The 15,740-nt window shown below is 61.3% G+C and carries 18 protein-coding genes and 1 tRNA gene; 7 read left to right on the top strand and 12 right to left on the bottom strand.

The annotated features are described in order from the left end of the window. Positions 1-13 precede the first annotated feature (13 nt). From ACNQP3_RS18190 to ACNQP3_RS18155, 8 genes are all read right to left on the bottom strand, one after another. Positions 14-973 carry a glutathione S-transferase family protein gene (locus ACNQP3_RS18190; protein ID WP_264316318.1) on the bottom strand — a complete coding sequence of 320 codons (960 nt, stop codon included), beginning with the start codon at positions 971-973 and terminating at the stop codon, positions 14-16. 96 nt (positions 974-1,069) lie between these two features. After that, positions 1,070-2,071: a glycosyl transferase family protein gene (locus tag ACNQP3_RS18185; protein WP_264316317.1), complete on the bottom strand. Its 1,002-nt coding sequence runs from the start codon at positions 2,069-2,071 to the stop codon at positions 1,070-1,072. Further along, the gene (locus tag ACNQP3_RS18180; RefSeq protein ID WP_012273205.1) at positions 2,068-2,403 is read right to left on the bottom strand and encodes a TusE/DsrC/DsvC family sulfur relay protein; all 336 of its coding nucleotides are present in this window, start codon (positions 2,401-2,403) and stop codon (positions 2,068-2,070) included. The genes ACNQP3_RS18185 and ACNQP3_RS18180 overlap by 4 nt, the downstream gene beginning before the upstream one ends. After that, a complete protein-coding gene (tusB, locus tag ACNQP3_RS18175; RefSeq protein ID WP_012273204.1) occupies positions 2,400-2,696 on the bottom strand; it encodes a sulfurtransferase complex subunit TusB in 297 nt (98 codons plus the stop codon). The genes ACNQP3_RS18180 and tusB overlap by 4 nt, the downstream gene beginning before the upstream one ends. Then, entirely contained in the window at positions 2,696-3,055 is a 360-nt protein-coding gene (gene tusC, locus ACNQP3_RS18170) for a sulfurtransferase complex subunit TusC (RefSeq protein ID WP_012273203.1), read from the bottom strand. The genes tusB and tusC overlap by 1 nt, the downstream gene beginning before the upstream one ends. Before the next feature lies 1 nt (position 3,056). Beyond that, positions 3,057-3,449 carry a sulfurtransferase complex subunit TusD gene (gene tusD / locus ACNQP3_RS18165; protein WP_012273202.1) on the bottom strand — a complete coding sequence of 131 codons (393 nt, stop codon included), beginning with the start codon at positions 3,447-3,449 and terminating at the stop codon, positions 3,057-3,059. A gap of 177 nt (positions 3,450-3,626) precedes the next feature. After that, on the bottom strand, positions 3,627-5,006 hold the full coding sequence (locus ACNQP3_RS18160; protein ID WP_069942325.1) for a nucleobase:cation symporter-2 family protein: 1,380 nt from the start codon (positions 5,004-5,006) through the stop codon (positions 3,627-3,629). Positions 5,007-5,185: 179 nt separating this feature from the next. Next, positions 5,186-5,857 carry a Bax inhibitor-1/YccA family protein gene (locus ACNQP3_RS18155; protein WP_003251184.1) on the bottom strand — a complete coding sequence of 224 codons (672 nt, stop codon included), beginning with the start codon at positions 5,855-5,857 and terminating at the stop codon, positions 5,186-5,188. Positions 5,858-5,990: 133 nt separating this feature from the next. Between ACNQP3_RS18155 and ACNQP3_RS18150 the strand changes: the two genes are divergently transcribed. Beyond that, a tRNA-Ser gene (locus tag ACNQP3_RS18150) sits at positions 5,991-6,078 on the top strand. Between the two features lie 163 nt (positions 6,079-6,241). Continuing rightward, a complete protein-coding gene (locus tag ACNQP3_RS18145) occupies positions 6,242-6,415 on the top strand; it encodes a hypothetical protein (RefSeq protein WP_012273200.1) in 174 nt (57 codons plus the stop codon). A gap of 243 nt (positions 6,416-6,658) precedes the next feature. Here ACNQP3_RS18145 and ACNQP3_RS18140 read toward each other — a convergent pair whose 3' ends face one another. Next, entirely contained in the window at positions 6,659-7,300 is a 642-nt protein-coding gene (locus tag ACNQP3_RS18140; RefSeq protein ID WP_012273199.1) for a 3-oxoacid CoA-transferase subunit B, read from the bottom strand. Positions 7,301-7,308: 8 nt separating this feature from the next. After that, a complete protein-coding gene (locus tag ACNQP3_RS18135; RefSeq protein WP_010954768.1) occupies positions 7,309-8,004 on the bottom strand; it encodes a 3-oxoacid CoA-transferase subunit A in 696 nt (231 codons plus the stop codon). 228 nt (positions 8,005-8,232) lie between these two features. On the opposite strand from ACNQP3_RS18135, the gene ACNQP3_RS18130 reads away from it, so the two are divergent. Next, the gene (locus ACNQP3_RS18130; protein ID WP_012273198.1) at positions 8,233-8,682 is read left to right on the top strand and encodes a GNAT family N-acetyltransferase; all 450 of its coding nucleotides are present in this window, start codon (positions 8,233-8,235) and stop codon (positions 8,680-8,682) included. Between the two features lie 111 nt (positions 8,683-8,793). Then, positions 8,794-9,672: a LysR substrate-binding domain-containing protein gene (locus ACNQP3_RS18125; protein WP_012273197.1), complete on the top strand. Its 879-nt coding sequence runs from the start codon at positions 8,794-8,796 to the stop codon at positions 9,670-9,672. 72 nt (positions 9,673-9,744) lie between these two features. Here ACNQP3_RS18125 and ACNQP3_RS18120 read toward each other — a convergent pair whose 3' ends face one another. Next, positions 9,745-10,962 (bottom strand): amidohydrolase family protein, encoded by a 1,218-nt coding sequence (locus tag ACNQP3_RS18120; RefSeq protein ID WP_264316316.1) that lies wholly within the window; start codon positions 10,960-10,962, stop codon positions 9,745-9,747. A 281-nt stretch (positions 10,963-11,243) separates the two neighbouring features. Between ACNQP3_RS18120 and ACNQP3_RS18115 the strand changes: the two genes are divergently transcribed. Continuing rightward, a complete protein-coding gene (locus ACNQP3_RS18115) occupies positions 11,244-12,398 on the top strand; it encodes an MFS transporter (protein WP_264316315.1) in 1,155 nt (384 codons plus the stop codon). Here ACNQP3_RS18115 and ACNQP3_RS18110 read toward each other — a convergent pair. Next, entirely contained in the window at positions 12,392-13,360 is a 969-nt protein-coding gene (locus tag ACNQP3_RS18110; protein ID WP_264316314.1) for a LysR family transcriptional regulator, read from the bottom strand. The genes ACNQP3_RS18115 and ACNQP3_RS18110 overlap by 7 nt on opposite strands. 234 nt (positions 13,361-13,594) lie before the next feature. On the opposite strand from ACNQP3_RS18110, the gene ACNQP3_RS18105 reads away from it, so the two are divergent. Together ACNQP3_RS18105 and ACNQP3_RS18100 are read left to right on the top strand one after the other, a co-directional pair. After that, positions 13,595-14,932: an MFS transporter gene (locus ACNQP3_RS18105; protein WP_264316313.1), complete on the top strand. Its 1,338-nt coding sequence runs from the start codon at positions 13,595-13,597 to the stop codon at positions 14,930-14,932. A gap of 111 nt (positions 14,933-15,043) precedes the next feature. Continuing rightward, positions 15,044-15,740 (top strand): FAD-dependent monooxygenase (locus ACNQP3_RS18100; protein ID WP_416470175.1); only part of this gene is annotated, 697 nt, incomplete at its 3' end.

The raw sequence follows: 15,740 nt of genomic DNA, 5'->3' as shown, positions 1-15,740 counted from the left end.
AGCCCCGGCTTTCTCAAGCCTGCCAAATCCCCTTGCCCACCAGCCGCTCCCGATCATGCGGCGCGCCAAAGTCCAGCAAAGGCCCTTTAGGCACTATCCCGTTCGGGTTGATGGTCTTGTGGCTCATGTAGTAGTGCTTCTGTATATGCTCCATATCCACAGTGGCCGCTACCCCTGGCCACTGGTACAGCTCGCGCAGCCAGTTCGACAGGTTGTGGTAGTCGCTCAGGCGCCGCAGGTTGCACTTGAAGTGCCCGTGGTACACCGCATCGAAGCGCACAAGCGTGGTGAACAGGCGTACATCGGCCTCAGTCAGGTACTCGCCCGCCAGGTAGCGATTGCGGCTTAGCAAGTCTTCCAGGTAATCCAGTTCGTTGAACACATCATCAAACGCCGCTTCGTAGGCGTCTTGCGTGGTGGCAAAGCCTGCCCGGTAAACGCCGTTGTTCACCGCCGGATAAATGCGCTCGTTCAGCGCCTCGATGACCGGTCGCAGTGGTTCGGGGTACAAATCCAGGGTGTTGCCAGTCAGCTCGTTGAACGCGCTGTTGAAGATACGGATGATCTCCGACGATTCGTTGTTGACGATGCGCTGCTCTTTCTTGTCCCACAGGACAGGCACGGTCACCCGGCCGGTGTAATGCGGGTCATCCTGGGTATAGCGCTGGTGCAGATACTGCAGGGCGCCAAGGTGGTCGCCGCTGGAGCCTTGCTGCTGGTCGAAGGTCCAGCCATGGTCTTGCATCAGCCAACTGACCACCGACACATCGATCAATGGCTCAAGGCCTTTGAGGGTGCGCAAGATCAGGGTGCGATGAGCCCATGGGCAGGCCAGCGAGACGTACAGGTGGTAACGGCCGGCTTCGGGGGCGGGGAGTTGATTGCGGCGTTGGGCGTTTTCGCGTTTGAACGTACCGTCCTTGCCGTTTTCATACCACTGGTCATGCCAGCGGCCGTCGATCAAAAGGCCCATGAGTGAGCTCCTCGGTACAAAGTGATTTCTCGTTGGAGCCCAGTCTAGGCCAAATCGTTCGAACAAATAGCGCAAAGATCGGGGTTATACGATCGGTTAAATCGATCGGTTTCGCGTGTTCCAATAGCCTTGAGCTGTCGCAAACGCTTGTTCGCGGTCCCGCCCTAAGCCCCGCAATGCCAGGGCCATGGTGGCGATGACGGCCTTCTCGCCATAGCTGTCTTCAATCTCGCCACGCCAGAACGCCAGCAACTGTTCGGCCTGCAGGCTGGGCGGTTTGACATGTCGGCGCTCGCTCAGCGCTGGCCACTCTTCGTCCCACGCTTCGCCCGCCGTGGTGCCGTAGAGGTGGCTGATGACATCAGGGTTGACCTCGATCTCGCCACCGTCGCCCTTGATCACCACGGCATGATCGCCCAGCAGCCGGCTAGCCTCGCGGTGCACGGCCTGATAGCCGGGATGGAAGATGCTTTGCAGGCCACAGCGCGCACCCAGCGGGTTGAGCACCCGGGCCAGCGAGTGGATCGGTGAGCGCAGGCCCAAGGTGTTGCGCAGGTCGATCATGCGCTGCAATTGCGGCGCCCAATCGTGCAGCGGGAAGAACGCCAACTGATGCTGGTCCAGTGCGTTGCCGACTGCATCCCAATCGCGGCACAGCGGGATCTGCAACCGTTCGAGCAACTGTTCGCTGTACATGCGCCCGGCGGTGTGCGCGCCACCGCCGTGCATCAGGATGCGCACGCCATTGTTGGCCAGGCACTTGGCAGCCAACAGGTACCAGGGCAGGTGGCGCTTCTTGCCGGCGTAAGTGGGCCAGTCCAGGTCCACGGCGATGCGCGGTGCCTGCAGGTGGGAGCGCAGGGCCTCGGTGAAGCCGGCCAGTTCTTCGGCGCTTTCTTCCTTGTGCCGCAGCAGCATGAGGAAGGCGCCCAGCTGAGTGTCTTCGACCTTGCCTTCCAGCAGCAGGGTCATGGCAGCACGGGCTTCTTCGCGGGTCAGGCCGCGCGCACCGCGCTTGCCTTTGCCGAGAATGCGCACGAATTCGGCGAACGGGTGTTCGGCGGGAGTTTCCAGGGTGAGCGGACGAGGGTCGGTCATATGCAGTTGGTCGGCTTGGGCAGGCCCGCCAGCTTGGCGGCGAGTTTGGCGGGGGTGCCGTTGAACAGGCGGTTCAGGTGCGGGCTGTTGCCCTTGTCCGGGCCCAGTTTCAGCGCCGTGTACTTGATCAGCGGGCGCGTGGCCGGGGACAGCTGGAATTCCTGGTAGAACTGGCGCAACAGTTCGAGGATCTCCCAGTGGTCCGCCGTCAGCAGGATGCCTTCGCGTTCGGCCAAGGCCTCGGCAGCAGCGTGGGACCAGTCTTGCAGGTCGACCAGGAAGCCGTCCTTGTCCAGGGCGATCGCTTGATCGCCAACGGTGAGCGTACTCATAGCCAGCTATTGACCTTGTCGTAGTGAAGCGACAGTTCGACGAACCCGGCGTAGTCCACGGCTTTGGCCAGTTCGTTGTCGATGGCGCGGGCTTGCAGGTCTTCGTTCAGGGCGAACAGGCGTGTGGCTAGGCCGGCACCTTGCAGCTGGCGGTGCGGCTCGCTGCCGCAGCGCAGGGCATACACCGCATCGCCGCACAGTAGCAGCGCGTCGTCGGCTCCGAGCAGGCGCAGGCAGCTGGCCAGGCGCTCGTCGCCAAACGGGGAGTGGGCAATTACATGCAGGGTCGTCATCAAAGTGTTATCACCTGGTCAAAACGGGCGATCAGCGCGGACAAGGCCGCGTCATCGAGCACTTGCACCGGCAGTGCCAGGGTATCGGCTGCCAGGCCGCGGCGGGTGAGGCTGTGGCTGCAAGCGAACAGTTCCTCTACACCGAACATCGGCAGCGCTTGCAGGTTAGCGGCCAGGTTCTTCTGTTGCACCTCGGTGGGTTGCTGGCCGGGAGCGAGCTGGAACACGCCGTCGTCCAGAAACAGCATGCCCAGCGGCAGGTCGAATGCCCCGCCGGCCAGGGCGATGTCCAGTGCCTCACGGGCCGATGGGCCGTTCCACGGGGCCTGGCGGCTGATGATCAACATGGATTTAGCCATTTCAATCGCCTCCGAAGCAGACAAGGCGGTCAGCAACCTGCGCCGCTTCATGCAGTTGGCCAAGCCCCGACAGTTCCCAAGGTTTGGGCAGGTTCACGGCCGGGCGCTGGTAACGGTTGGCTTCGGCTTCATCGAGCACGCCACGGCGCAGGGCAGCGGCGATGCACACCACGGCGTCCAACTGGTGGGTCTCGATAAAGGTACGCCACTGGCCAGCCACGTCCAGTTCGTCCTGGGGGGCGACCACGTTGGCCGAGGCACTGTGCACCCCGTCCTGATAGAAGAACAGCCGGGCAATCTCATGCCCGCCGGCCAGCACTGCCTCGGCATAGCGCAAGGCACGCCGCGAGGAGGGCGCATGGGCCGGGGAGAACACCGCGATAGCGAATTTCATGGATAACTCATGCAAAGGAATGCTGCCATGATAAAGCAAAAAAGCCCGCGCCCGCTTGTGCAAGCGGCGCGGGCTTCTATTGATTCCCCAGGCCTGTGCGATCCCTTGCAGGAGCGGCCTTGTGTCGCGATGGGCTGCATGGCAGCCCCCCATGGCCCTAACAGGTAGACACCAGACTTACGCCTGTTCCTTGCTTTCCGGCAAGAACCAGTTCAGCACCAGGGCACAGATCCCCCCGGTGGCCACACCCGACTCCAGCACATTGCGAATCGCCGCCGGCATGTGCGCCAGGAACTCCGGCACCTGCGCCACACCCAGGCCCAGTGCCAACGACACGGCAATGATCAGCAGCGCGCGACGATCCAGCCGGGTGCTGGCCAGAATGTTGATGCCCGAAGCCGCAACCGCCCCGAACATCACCATGGCCGCGCCACCCAGCACCGGCTCTGGCACCGCCTGGATCACCCCGGCAACGCTGGGGAACAGCCCCAGCAGCACCAGCATCACGGCAATCCACATACCGATATGGCGGCTGGCAATCCCGGTCAGCTGAATTACCCCGTTGTTCTGGGCAAAGATCGAACTAGGGAAGGTGTTGAACAAGCCGGCCAGCAGCGAGTTGGCGCCGTTGACCAGTACACCGCCCTTGATCCGCTGCATCCATACCGGCCCTTCGACCGGCTGGCGCGACACCTTGCTGGTGGCGGTCACGTCACCAATGGCTTCCAGCGAAGTGACCAGGTAAATCACCAGCATCGGAATGAACAGCGCCCAGGAAAAGCCCAGGCCGAAGTGCAGCGGCGTCGGCACCTGGAACAGCGCGGCCTCGTGCATGCCGGTGAAGTCCAGGCGGCCCATGTAGCCGGCCAGCGCGTAGCCGACCGCCAGGGCGATGACGATGGCACAACTGCGCATCCACACCACGGGAATGCGGTTAAGGATCACGATAATCGCCAGCACCACGCCCGACAGCAGCAGGTTTTCGCCATTGGCGAAGGTGCCGTTGGCCATGGCACCAAAGCCGCCACCCATGCTTATCAGGCCTACCTTGATCAAGGTCAGGCCGATCATCAGCACGACGATGCCCGTCACCAGCGGGGTGATCAGGCGTTTGACGAAGGGCAGAATGCGCGACACCCCCATCTCGACGAACGAGCCCGCAATCACCACACCAAAAATGGCCGCCATCACCCCTTCAACGGGCGTGCCTTGCTTGACCATTAGCGCGCCGCCGGCAATCAGCGGGCCTACGAAATTGAAGCTGGTGCCCTGAACGATCAGCAGCCCGGCGCCAAATGGGCCGAAGCGTTTGCACTGGACGAAGGTGGCAATACCGGAGATCACCAGCGACATGGAAACGATCAGGTTGGTATCACGCGCCGAAACGCCCAGCGCCTGGCAGATCAGCAGGCCAGGGGTGACGATCGGCACAATGATCGCCAGCAGGTGCTGCAGGGCTGCCAGCAGGCCGATCAACAGCCGTGGCTTGTCCTCAAGGCCAAGCACCAGTTCATTGGCAGGCGCCGCTGCGCCTGGGCTGTGTTCGTGTGAGCTCATTGCTGAAAGCTGCCCCGGAAGAAAAAAGGAGCGCATTCTACGGGGTGACGGAGGATTACGGTAGAGAAAAGCACGATAGCGGCATGATCGGCGGGTATGCATCCAATAAGCTGACTTTTAAGTCAATCCACTGGGTGCAAAAAAGCCCGCCGAGGCGGGCTTTCTCTTACACCAGTCAATCAGTCATCACGACCCATGATGCCAAACAGCTGCAGCAGGCTGACGAACAGGTTGTAGATCGAAACATACAAGCTGATGGTCGCCATGATGTAGTTGCGCTCGCCACCATGAATGATCGCGCTGGTCTGGAACAGGATGCACACCGACGAGAACAGCACGAAACCAGCGCTGATCGCCAGCTGCAGGCCGCTGATCTGGAAGAAGAAGCTGGCCACGACAGCGCCCAGCAGAACAAAGAAGCCAGCAGTGATGAAGCCGCTGAGGAAGCTCATGTCCTTGCGGGTAATCAGCACATAGGCCGACAGACCACCAAATACCAGCGCAGTCATGGCGAATGCCGAGCTGACCACTTCAGCGCCACCGGCCATGCCCAGGTAACGGTTGAGGATTGGGCCGAGAATGAAGCCCATGAAGCCGGTGAGGGCGAAGGTGGACACCAGGCCCCAGGCGGAATCACGCAGTTTATTGGTAAGGAAGAACAGCCCGTAGAAGCCGATCAGCACCACGAACACGTTCGGGTAGCCGACACGCATCTGCTGGGCAACGAAAGCCATGACACCGCTGAAGGCGAGGGTAAGCGCCAGCAGGCTGTACGTGTTGCGCAGGACCTTGCTGATCTCCTGCTGCTCGACCTGCTGGCCGTGGTGTACGGCGTAATCCTGTTCGCGCATGGCGACACTCCTTGGTAAACCTGTGGTTTCGAACGTTCAGATGCTAGGAGTCTATCAGAGCTCCTGCAACCCGCGACACAGAGAGTTTGACAGCGTGTTTCATTACGGTATGATGGCGGCCGCAAAACGAGCTGGAAGCGTGGCCGAGTGGTTTAAGGCAACGGTCTTGAAAACCGTCGATGGGCAACTATCCTAGAGTTCGAATCTCTACGCTTCCGCCATATTCAAAGCCCTGATTATTCAGGGCTTTTTGCGTTTTTGGGGCCTGTAAGAACGGGCCTGTGGAGTGGGGCGGTTCGACTTTGCGCCCAGAGATCTCTCGCACGCCGGCGCTGCGTAGGCTGTGCCCCTCACGATCTATGCCGTTCGCACCTGGAGGCCGAAATGAACAAGCTGATCCTGCCCGCCGCCATTTTCGTAAGCGTGATCATCGCCGGGAAGATAGCGGAGCACTTCGGCCTGGAAGGGGGTTGGAAAATAGGTGTGCTTTGCCTAGTGGCCGGTGTTGTTCAAATCGCAGTTACCCGTTTTCAACGTGCCCCGCGCAACAACGCCTAATTTTGAGCGCAGCGCACATGCGCAGCTCGGCATCATCCATCACCGCCTTGGCCAATGCGCAGCCCAAGGCCTAGCCTGCTGCGATTGCGGGCTGGGGTGGTGGGATAGTGGGTGTTGCTGGTGTCTTGGGGGCTGCAAGGCAGCCCCCCGGATTTCAGCGTTACATCAACAACTGCCGGGGCTGCTTCGCAGCCCTTTCGCGACACAAGGCCGCTCCTACACAGGTCTGCGTCGATCAAAACATCACTTGATCAGCGGCACACCACTCAGCTTCTGCAGCTCGTCAAAGTCGATGTCCGCGCAAATCTCGACCACTTTCAGGCCTTCAGGCGTTACTTCCAGCACGGCCAGGTCGGTGTAAATGCGGCTGACGCAACCAATACCGGTCAGCGGGTAGGTGCACGCGGGCACCAGCTTGCTTTCGCCGGTCTTGGTCAGGTGGTCCATCATCACGAACACCTGGCGGGCGCCGGTGGCCAGGTCCATCGCACCGCCCACGGCGGGGATCGAACCTTCGGCACCGGTGTGCCAGTTGGCCAGGTCGCCCTTGACCGACACCTGGAAGGCGCCCAGTACGGCGATGTCCAGGTGGCCGCCACGCATCATCGAGAACGAGTCGGCATGGTGGAAGAATGCACCGCCGGTCAGCAGGGTGACGTGCTGCTTGCCGGCGTTGATCAGGTCATCGTCTTCCTCGCCCGGCGCTGGGCTTGGGCCCATGCCCAGCAGGCCGTTCTCGCTGTGCAGGAATACTTCCTTGTCGCCCAGGTAGTTGGCCACCAGGGTCGGTGCGCCAATGCCCAGGTTTACGTACGCGCCTTCTTGAATGTCTGCGGCCACGCGTTGGGCCATCTCGGTGCGGGAGAGCTTTTTGGTGATGGTCATGGCAGGCCTCAGACAGCTTTGGCAATCGAAGAAGCGGCAGCGCCGGTGACGGCGACCACGCGCTGGACGAAGATACCCGGAGTGATGATGTGTTCCGGGTCCAGTTCACCGAGTTCGACAACCTGGTCGACCTGGGCGATGGCAGTCTTGGCGGCCATGGCCATGATCGGCCCGAAGTTGCGCGCGGCTTTGCGGTAGGTCAGGTTGCCCCAACGGTCACCCTTGTGCGCCTTGATCAGTGCGAAGTCGGCGTGCAATGGCATTTCCAGCACGTACATGCGGCCGTCGATTTCACGGGTTTCCTTGCCTTCGGCCAGCAGGGTGCCGTAGCCGGTCGGCGAGAAGAACGCACCGATGCCCGAACCGGCTGCGCGGATACGCTCGGCCAGGTTGCCTTGCGGCACCACTTCCAATTCGATCTTGCCGGCCCGGTACAGTTCGTCGAACACGTAGGAGTCGGATTGGCGCGGGAATGAGCAGACCACCTTGCGCACGCTGCCTGCCATGAGCAAGGCGGCCAGGCCGATCTCGCCGTTACCGGCGTTGTTGCTGATGATGGTCAGGTCGCGGGCACCGGTTGCGATCAGGCCATCGATCAGCTCGGACGGCATGCCGGCAGTGCCGAAGCCACCGACCATGATGGTCGAACCGTCGGTGATTCCTTCCACCGCGCTGGCGATGGACTCGTACGTTTTATTGATCAAGGCGAGCTCCTGGTTGTTCCTGGAGTTGTGGTTGTCGGGCTGGCCGGAGCGCGTGAAGCGATGGGGCCTGTCAGCGCTTGAAAGTGTTTGCTGACTTTCGGTATAGCGTGCCGCAAGATAGGGCAACAGTAGAGGGGGTTTGGCTGAATTTGTGCGATTATCGAACCGTTGTGCGATGTGCGAGCAGCTGCAGTGGGCATCAGAACCCCATCAACCAAAGGAGACCCCATGATCCGGCTGGCCGTAGCAACCGATGAGCCCGAGATCAGAAAGTGCGCCGAGCAGGCCTATGCTCGCTATGTGCCACTCATCGGACGCAAGCCAGCCCCGATGACCGCACATTTCGCCAGGCAGATCGCGCAAGGGGTGGTCTACGTAGCGACGGATGACCAGGCGACCTTTCAAGGCTTCATTGTCTTCTATGCCGAAGAAGGGCATTTGCTGCTGGAAAACGTGGCGGTCCTGCCCCGTGCAGCCGGGCGTGGTGTAGGAAAGGCGCTGATCGGCTTCTGCGAAAATGCCGCCCGGCGATTGGGGATAAGCACCGTCCATCTCTACACCAACGAGATGATGACCGAGAACCTGTCGATTTACCCCAAGCTCGGCTACGTAGAGGTGGGGAAACGTACAGAGGACGGTTTCAATCGGGTTTACTTCGAGAAAACCCTCGCTCCCTGATACCCCGTTCATGCGCGCGCACAAAGCATGCCCCGCACGCAGGCAATGCGTCATGCACCCCAGGTTCAGGCATCATGTACCCAGCCCCATTCAGAAAGCTGAACCCGCCCAATGCCAGAATCCACCAACCCCAACCGAGCCATCTACGACCTGGACATGCTCCGCACCGTGGTCATGGTGGCCGACTGCGGCAGTTTCACCGCCGCCGCTGCACGCCTGCACTCCACCCAATCGACGGTCAGCCAGAAGGTGCGCCGGTTGGAGGAAATGGTCGGCCACCAGTTGCTCGACCGCAGCAACCGCGAGGTGCACCCGACCGATGCCGGGGAAACATTGCTGGGTTTCGCACGGCACCTGCTGGCAGTGAGCAGCCAGTTGACCGAAGCCATGTCAGGCGGGGTGACGGTTACCGTGCGTATCGGCCTGCCGGACGATTTTGTCGCGGGCAAGACGATGCAGGCGTTGGCAGCGTTCAATCGGCGTAACCCGACAGTGAAGCTGGAGATCACCGGTGGCCTGAGCCGGGATTTGATGAGCACCTACGACCGTGGCGAACTGGACCTGGTGCTGATCAAGCAGCGGCGGCATAGCCGGGAGGCCAATGCCTGCCAGCCGGAGTGCATCGAGTGGATCGACAGTGCGCAGTACCCGTGTTTTGCCCAGGATCCGATTCCGCTGGTGACCTTTCCGCCGCGGGGGCTGTACCGGGATGACATGATCGGTGCGGTCGAGGCGATGGGGCGCAGTTGGCGGATCGCCTTTACCAGTTCGAGCCTGGCAGGGATTCAGGAGGCGGTGGCCAATGGCCTGGGGGTGAGTCTGTTGCCTTCGCGCGTGGTGACGGCCAGGCATCGAGTTTTGGGGGCGCAAGAGGGGTTCAAGCCGATCAAAGTGTTTGAGGCGGCAATTTTCCATCGGCCTACGGCGGACCCGATGGTGATGGAGCTGGCTGAGATTCTGATTGGGATTTTGCGGGCTGAGGCAGAGTAAGCACGGGGCTGGAAACCAGCTGGGGCGATGAGGGCTGCCAGGCAGCCCATCACCGGCAAGCCAGCGCTGACCTCAACGGCGCAGCTCGTTGGCAAACTGCGTAGCCTTCAACCGCAATTGCGCAGGCCCGCCCCAGAATGTGCCGTGGCGCACGATCACGCGTTCATGGAGGGCTGCCGCCACCGCCGCCGCCGCATTCGGCGCCTTGAACAGCACGAAACTGGCCTCGTTGCCGACCTTCAAACCGTAGTCTTGTTTGCCCATCACTCCGGCGCTGGCCTCAGTGGCCATTTCCAACGCAACCCGCAATTCTTCGTCGGTGTTGAAGCCCGAGCGATAGCTGATCAGCATCGCCCGTTGCAGCATGTCGCCATTGCCATACGGCCACCAGGCATCCTGGATATTGTCGTTACCGGTGAACACCCGCACACCGCCTGCACGCAGGCGTAGCACAGGCGGGAAGGCGTGTTCGCCGGGTGCGTTGGTCATGATCGATACGCCGGCGCCGGCCAGCAGCTCGGCCGTGCGGTCGACCACCGCGTCGGATACATCGCCCAGGCCATAGGCGTGGCTGACTGCCACCAAGCCTTGCATGCCCAAGGCGGTGGTGCGCGCGGCGATGCGTTCAAGCTGGGCGATGCAGATGTCGCCGGGTTCATGCAGGTGGATATCGACCTTCACGCCGTGCCGGTCGGCAATGCCGAACACGATGTCCAGCTGCGCTTCGGCGTCGCCATCCAGGGTGGTTGGGTCGATACCGCCGACGACCTGCACACCTTCGCGTATAGCCGCTTCCATCACGTCGGCAGTGCCGGGGCAGGTCACCACACCGGCCTGGGGGAAGGCCACAAGTTCGATGTCTATCAGGTCTTTCCAGGTGTCCCGGGCTTCGAGCATGGCGCGCAAGTTGGTCAGGCCGGTGGTGGCGTCCACGTCCACATGGCAGCGCATGGCCACGGTGCCGTAAGAGGCGGCCTGGCGCATCAGCGCGTCGGCGCGCTCGAGGATCGGTGGGGCGCTGGCAAGTTCGCGTTTTTCCACGGCCAGGCGCTCACGCAGGCTGGCGACGGGTTGGTGTGGGCGCCAGCGGTCGCCGACGAAGCTTTTGTCCAAGTGGATGTGGCCGTCGACGAAGCCGGGGAGCGCCAGCAGGCCTTCAAGGTCGATGGTCTCGCGGGCGGCTGTGCTGGCGCGTTGCGGGCCGATGTGGCTGATGCGGCCGTTGCTTACGGCGATGTGCAGGGGCAGGCCATCGGCGTCGATGGCATTGATGAACTCACGGTCGTTCATGAACGGGCCTTTTTTACTGAGGCTTGGGTGACGTACCACGGTAGGGCGGATGCGGGTATGTCTCCAATTAATTATCAGGATCCTATGCAGTGCATTTCTGGATGCAGGCAGGGCGCGTCAGCCTGCATTAAAAAGCCCACTGAAGTCGATTTCGATAATTAACTTTCCAAGCCTTCGCTCTCGGCCCAGGATTGCCCACGGGACCCGCCCGCCGCCAGCTACGGCGCCTTTCAGGGCCGGTCGCCACACACAATAAAAACAAATGCCGTGTCGGAGTCCCCATGACCCATGATTCCAAGCTGCTGCGTGCCGCGCTGATTTTCATTGCCTGTACCTCCTTCATTGTTTGTGGTGTGCAACCCATCTTCATGGGGTTGGTCACCGAACAGCTCAGCCTGTCACTCGACCAGCAAGGTTGGGTGGTGTCGGTCGAGATGATTGGCATGACCCTGGGCACCTTGCTGTGCCCACTGTTGATGAAGCGCCACGGCGGGCGCGGCTTGTGTCTGTTCGTAGGTGGGCTGTGCGTGGCGCTTAGCATCGCCACGGCTTTTACCAGCAGCAACGCGATGTTGCTGGGCGTGCGCCTGGCGGCCGGCACCTGCGCGGGGCTGGTGTATGCCTATGCGGTGTCCACGTTGGGCCGCCTACCCAATCAGGACCGTTCGTTCGGCCTGATGCTGTTACTGCAAACGCCGGAGTACTCGCTGTTTTCCGCAGCGCTGCCATTGCTTGCCGCGCAGAGTGGAACGGTAACCGCCTTGTGCGCGTTTGGCCTGTGGTACCTGTTGATCTGCGGCGCCAGCCTGGTGCTGCCGCGTCGCCCGGCAGTTTCGTTGGCCAATGACGAAGGTTCGCCCGCCCAGGGTGGTTCGGCGCGTGCGGGACGCACTGCACTGGTGGGCATGCTGTTCATGCAGATCGCCATCTATTGCGTGTGGGGCTTCATCGACCAGCTGGCGCGAGACCAGGGTATCGAAGGTGTCGACATTGGCTGGGCATTCGGCCTGTCTGCCATTGGCGGCCTGCCTGGGGCAGGGCTGCCGAGTTTGCTGGGCGCGCGGGTAAACCGGCAGTTGATGATTGCCGTAGGCTTGGTGGCAGTGTTCATTTCCATTGCCATGCTCACCGGCCATACCCGCACGCCGATGCAGTTGTTCGTGGCGCTGTTGCTGATCAACTTTGGCTGGGTGCTGTCGTTGTCGTACTACATGGCGCTGATTACCACCAACGACCCGACCGGCAAGCTTACGCCGCTGGTCAGCATTACCTTGATGGGCGCGGCGGCCGTGACGCCTGCGCTGATTGCCTTGTTGGTGGAAGGGTCCAATCAACAACTGATCTTCTTGCTGGGGACGGGGGCGTTGGTGATTGCTTTTGCGGTTACCTGCCTGGGGGGCGGGGTTAGAGGTGTGCGTAGAAAGGCTGTTTACTGAGCGTTCGCGGTTGAGGCTGCGCCGCAGCCCCAAGGTGCATGACGATTGGCGCAAGACCATGCATCCGAGAACAAGTCGAACATCAATTGTCGAAGCCAGCGGTTGGCCGGGTCCTTGTTGTACCGCCCATGCCAGAACAGGTTGATTTCGATGTTCGGCAATGCCACCGGGGGTGGCATAACGCTCAACCCGAACGGTGCCTCGCAACTGGCGGCAAACCGCTCTGGCACCGTTGCCAACAAATCACTGTGCTGCAGGATGTGCCCCACCGCCACGAAGTGCGGCACTTCCAGGCGAATGTTGCGCACCACCCCAGCCCGCGCGTAATACGTGTCGACCTCGCCATGCCCGGTATTGGCCGCCACCACACTCACATGCTCGAAGCTCATGAAGTTCTCCACGGTCAGGGGCTGCTGCGTAGCGGGGTGCCCTTTACGGCACAGGCACACATAGCGATGGTGAAACAGCCGCCGTTGAAAGAACCCCGCCTGCAGATGCGGTAACAGGCCAACCGCCAGCTCAATAGTGCCGTTCTGCAGCCCTTCGGCCAGGGTGTCAGCCGAGTTGCGCAATGTGCTGATGGTGCAGCCGGGCGCCAGTGCGGCAAACGCGTCCATCAGCTTGGGCATGAAGTAGATCTCGCCAATGTCGGTCATGGCCATGGTGAAGCGGCGATTGCTGGTGGCCGGGTCGAAAGTGTCCTGCCGGCTGAATGCGTCGCGTAGCGTTTGGATGGCTGTGGTAATCGGCTCCGCCAACTGCAGGGCGTAAGGAGTGGGCTCCATGCCCTGGTAGGTGCGCACGAACAACTCGTCCTGCAGCACAGTGCGCAGGCGCTTCAGGGCATTGCTCATCGCCGGTTGGGTCAGGCTCAGGTTTTCGGCGGCGGTCGAAACTTTGCGGTCGATCAGTAGCTGGTTGAAAACCAGCAGCAGGTTCAGGTCTAGATCGCGTAAATCCATGATACCTCTCAGGTATTGGTCGAGACGCGATGGGTATTGTTTTCAGGGTTTATCTGCGTCCGAATGCAACGCTACCGGAAACGAGACTCACTGGGTATGCATAAACAGTATTCATACCCGAAATAGCCACTATTCGAGTGGCTGCATATCAGCCGTGTCGCGCCTTGGTCATGATGGATCGCGCTAGCCAATTTGGGGGCATGCCCCATCCATAACAACTACAAGAGCGATGCCATGCGAAATATCAATGCAGCGGCCCTGCTGGAACGGGCCCGGTTCAATGCCTTTCACGCGCGTTTACTGTTCTGGTGCGCGCTGATCATCATCTTCGACGGCTATGACTTGGTCATCTATGGCGTGGTACTGCCATCGCTGATGGCCGAATGGGGCCTGAGCGCGGTACAGGCGGGGGTACTGGGCAGTTGCGCGCTGGTCGGGATGATGGCGGGGGCGCTGTTCTTCGGTTCGCTGTCGGACCGGATCGGGCGGCGCAAAACCATCATGACCTGTGTCTTGCTGTTCAGTGGCGTCACGGCCTTGAATGGGCTGGCCACTTCACCCGAAACCTTCGCGCTGTGCCGCTTTGTTGCCGGGCTGGGGATCGGCGGTGTCATGCCCAATGTGGTTGCGCTGATGAACGAGTACGCACCCGGCAAGATGCGCAGCACCTTGGTGGCGATCATGTTCAGTGGCTATTCGCTGGGCGGCATGCTGTCGGCTGGGCTGGGCATGCTGTTCATTCCCCAGTGGGGCTGGCAGGCGGTGTTCTATGTGGCTGTGATACCGCTGTTGCTGCTGCCGTTGCTGATCCATCAATTGCCCGAGTCCATGGACTTTCTGTTGCGCAGCGGTCAGGCCGAACGCGCCAAGGTTTTGCTGGCCCAGGCCACATCAGACTATTTGCCGGAGCACGATGACCAACTCAGCTTGGTCGCTACGCGGGCTGGGAAAGTGTCGATTCGGGAGGTTTTCAGTGAAGGGCGGGTGGTAAACACGCTGACGTTGTGGGCGGCATTCTTCTGTTGCCTGTTGATGGTTTATGCATTGAGTTCGTGGCTGCCAAAGTTGATGAGCAGTGCGGGCTATGGGCTGAACTCAAGCCTGGCATTTTTACTGGTGCTCAACTCGGGTGCGATCGTTGGGGCGATTGCGGGTGGCTGGCTGGGTGACCGTGTGGGTATCGCCAACGTGTTGCTGTGCTTCTTCGCCTGCGGTGCGCTGTCGCTCAGCCTGCTTGCGCTAAAGGCGCCCGTGGCGGTGCTGTACCTGCTCATCGCCGTGGCTGGCGCTTCTACCATTGGCACGCAGATTTTGGCCAATGCCTGCGCGGTGCAGTACTACCCGCCACACATCCGTTCCACCGGACTTGGGTGGGCAATGGGTATAGGGCGGCTGGGGGCAATCGTCGGGCCGGTACTGGGCGGGGTGCTGCACAGCGCGAACCTGCCTTATCAAAGCAGTTTCCTGGCGTTTGCCATACCGGGCGCCATTGGCGCCGTCGCCATTCTGCTGTTTATCCGGCGTCAGGTTGTGGCAACGCGAAGCCGGGGCGTTCAGCGAGTTACCGGCTGAGGAATATTCAGGTAGGTGATGGCGTTTATGGGTTTGGCGATATTTATCAATGGTCTGCCAGCAGTAATGATCGGCTCACTCCAATAACAATCAGCCCCGAGGTACCTTGCAATGCAACAGGCTACTGCACTTGAAGTTTCCATAGTTGGCGGTGGTATCGCAGGTGTCGCACTTGCGCTCGATCTTTGCCGCCATGCGCACTTGAACGTCCAACTGTTCGAATCGGCTGCGGCCTTTGGTGAAGTAGGCGCAGGCGTCTCTTTTGGTGCCAATGCGGTGCGTGCCATTGCCGGATTGGGCATTGCCGAGCCCTATGCCAGGATCGCCGACAGCACGCCGGCACCTTGGCAAGATGTGTGGTTCGAATGGCGTGATGGGCGTGACGCGCAATACCTGGGCAGCAGTGTGGCAGAAGGGGTTGGGCAGTCGTCGGTACACCGGGCTGATTTTCTCGATGCGCTGGCCAGCCAGTTGCCGCCGGGCATCGCCCAGTTCGGCAAGCGTGCGCAGCAGGTCGAGCAGGTGGGGGAGCGTGTGCGGGTGTGCTTTACCGATGGCACGGAGCATCACTGCGACGTGTTGATTGGTGCCGACGGCATCAAGTCATCCATCCGTGACCACGTGCTCGACGGCCTGGGTGTTGCGCGGGTGGCGCCGCGTTTCAGTGGCACATGCGCCTACCGTGGGCTGATCGACAGCGCGCAGTTACGTGAAGCCTGTTGGGCGCGCGGCGTGGGTGAGCATCTGGTCGATGTGCCGCAGATGTACCTGGGGCTCGACGGCCATATCCTGACCTTCCCGGTCAAAC

Source organism: Pseudomonas sp. LFS074, assembly GCF_047978165.1.
Taxonomy (GTDB): Bacteria; Pseudomonadota; Gammaproteobacteria; order Pseudomonadales; family Pseudomonadaceae; genus Aquipseudomonas; species Aquipseudomonas putida_P.
This window is presented reverse-complemented; position numbering and strand designations above follow the sequence as displayed.

Excerpts from the sequence above, each read along its gene's own strand:
- ACNQP3_RS18185 (WP_264316317.1), bottom strand. The coding sequence starts at position 2,071 with ATGACCGACCCTCGTCCGCTCACCCTGGAAACTCCCGCCGAACACCCG.
- ACNQP3_RS18115 (WP_264316315.1), top strand. The coding sequence starts at position 11,244 with ATGACCCATGATTCCAAGCTGCTGCGTGCCGCGCTGATTTTCATTGCC.
- ACNQP3_RS18160 (WP_069942325.1), bottom strand. The coding sequence starts at position 5,006 with ATGAGCTCACACGAACACAGCCCAGGCGCAGCGGCGCCTGCCAATGAA.
- ACNQP3_RS18180 (WP_012273205.1), bottom strand. The coding sequence starts at position 2,403 with ATGAGTACGCTCACCGTTGGCGATCAAGCGATCGCCCTGGACAAGGAC.
- tusC (WP_012273203.1), bottom strand. The coding sequence starts at position 3,055 with ATGGCTAAATCCATGTTGATCATCAGCCGCCAGGCCCCGTGGAACGGC.
- ACNQP3_RS18190 (WP_264316318.1), bottom strand. The coding sequence starts at position 973 with ATGGGCCTTTTGATCGACGGCCGCTGGCATGACCAGTGGTATGAAAAC.
- ACNQP3_RS18120 (WP_264316316.1), bottom strand. The coding sequence starts at position 10,962 with ATGAACGACCGTGAGTTCATCAATGCCATCGACGCCGATGGCCTGCCC.
- ACNQP3_RS18125 (WP_012273197.1), top strand. The coding sequence starts at position 8,794 with ATGCCAGAATCCACCAACCCCAACCGAGCCATCTACGACCTGGACATG.
- tusD (WP_012273202.1), bottom strand. The coding sequence starts at position 3,449 with ATGAAATTCGCTATCGCGGTGTTCTCCCCGGCCCATGCGCCCTCCTCG.
- ACNQP3_RS18105 (WP_264316313.1), top strand. The coding sequence starts at position 13,595 with ATGCGAAATATCAATGCAGCGGCCCTGCTGGAACGGGCCCGGTTCAAT.
- ACNQP3_RS18140 (WP_012273199.1), bottom strand. The coding sequence starts at position 7,300 with ATGACCATCACCAAAAAGCTCTCCCGCACCGAGATGGCCCAACGCGTG.
- ACNQP3_RS18110 (WP_264316314.1), bottom strand. The coding sequence starts at position 13,360 with ATGGATTTACGCGATCTAGACCTGAACCTGCTGCTGGTTTTCAACCAG.
- ACNQP3_RS18155 (WP_003251184.1), bottom strand. The coding sequence starts at position 5,857 with ATGCGCGAACAGGATTACGCCGTACACCACGGCCAGCAGGTCGAGCAG.
- tusB (WP_012273204.1), bottom strand. The coding sequence starts at position 2,696 with ATGACGACCCTGCATGTAATTGCCCACTCCCCGTTTGGCGACGAGCGC.
- ACNQP3_RS18145 (WP_012273200.1), top strand. The coding sequence starts at position 6,242 with ATGAACAAGCTGATCCTGCCCGCCGCCATTTTCGTAAGCGTGATCATC.
- ACNQP3_RS18130 (WP_012273198.1), top strand. The coding sequence starts at position 8,233 with ATGATCCGGCTGGCCGTAGCAACCGATGAGCCCGAGATCAGAAAGTGC.